The following is a 659-nucleotide window of genomic DNA, read 5'->3' as shown; positions in this document are numbered from 1 at the left end:
GCACCTTGACAGGATCGACACCGCGACGGCCAAGGTTTTCTTCCAAATACGTGATGCCAGTACCAAGCCCACATGCAGCACGGATTGCCTTCTGATTGGCCAGTGCAAAATTGGACTTCGTGTCATATCGGGCTTGGAAATGATAATCGCGCAGGCGATCAAGCCATTCTTCCTCAAGATCGGTTGGGTCGGGCGAGAACGGATCGTCCAGCGAGAATGAATGCCACTTCTGCACGCGTGGCGTAATGAGGCTTTCCATACCGGCTGACAGGCGGGTGAGCGCCCATGACGCCGTGTTGTCAAAGATTTCCTTGCTGCGCTGCGCTGCCTGTGGCTGTTGGGCCGTTCCTGTCAGCGTAGTCGAAAGCGCAAGCCCGTTGATCTCGTATTTGTGCGATGCATACGGCATGCAGAGATTGACAACATCACGCCAGACCGCTTCCCACGGATAGCGTTCAGCCGCCATCTGCGACTGCATCTGCATGATATCGTCAGCTATAGCCATGGATTAGAACCCGCCGATAGTGGTGCGCTTACGGTTTTCGCCGTAATCCTGAGCGCCAAGCGGCGTCGTGATGATAGTCGAGGCGCGGCCCTGAGCCTGCTCTGCTGCCTGACGCTCTTCTGCGCGGCGCGTCTTTGCCTGCTCTGCCTCTGCG

1 protein-coding gene is annotated in these 659 nt (G+C 57.2%); it reads right to left on the bottom strand.

The window, feature by feature from the left end:
- A partial coding sequence (locus RCF13_RS23610) for a portal protein (RefSeq protein WP_308141595.1) occupies window positions 1-505 on the bottom strand: 505 nt, incomplete at its 3' end.
- Between the last annotated feature and the right edge of the window lie 154 nt (window positions 506-659).

Source organism: Stenotrophomonas maltophilia group sp. RNC7, from assembly GCF_030910085.1.
Lineage (GTDB): Bacteria > Pseudomonadota > Gammaproteobacteria > Xanthomonadales > Xanthomonadaceae > Stenotrophomonas > Stenotrophomonas sepilia.
The sequence above is the reverse complement of the archived record's forward strand: the minus strand, read 5'-3'. Positions and strand labels throughout refer to the sequence as shown.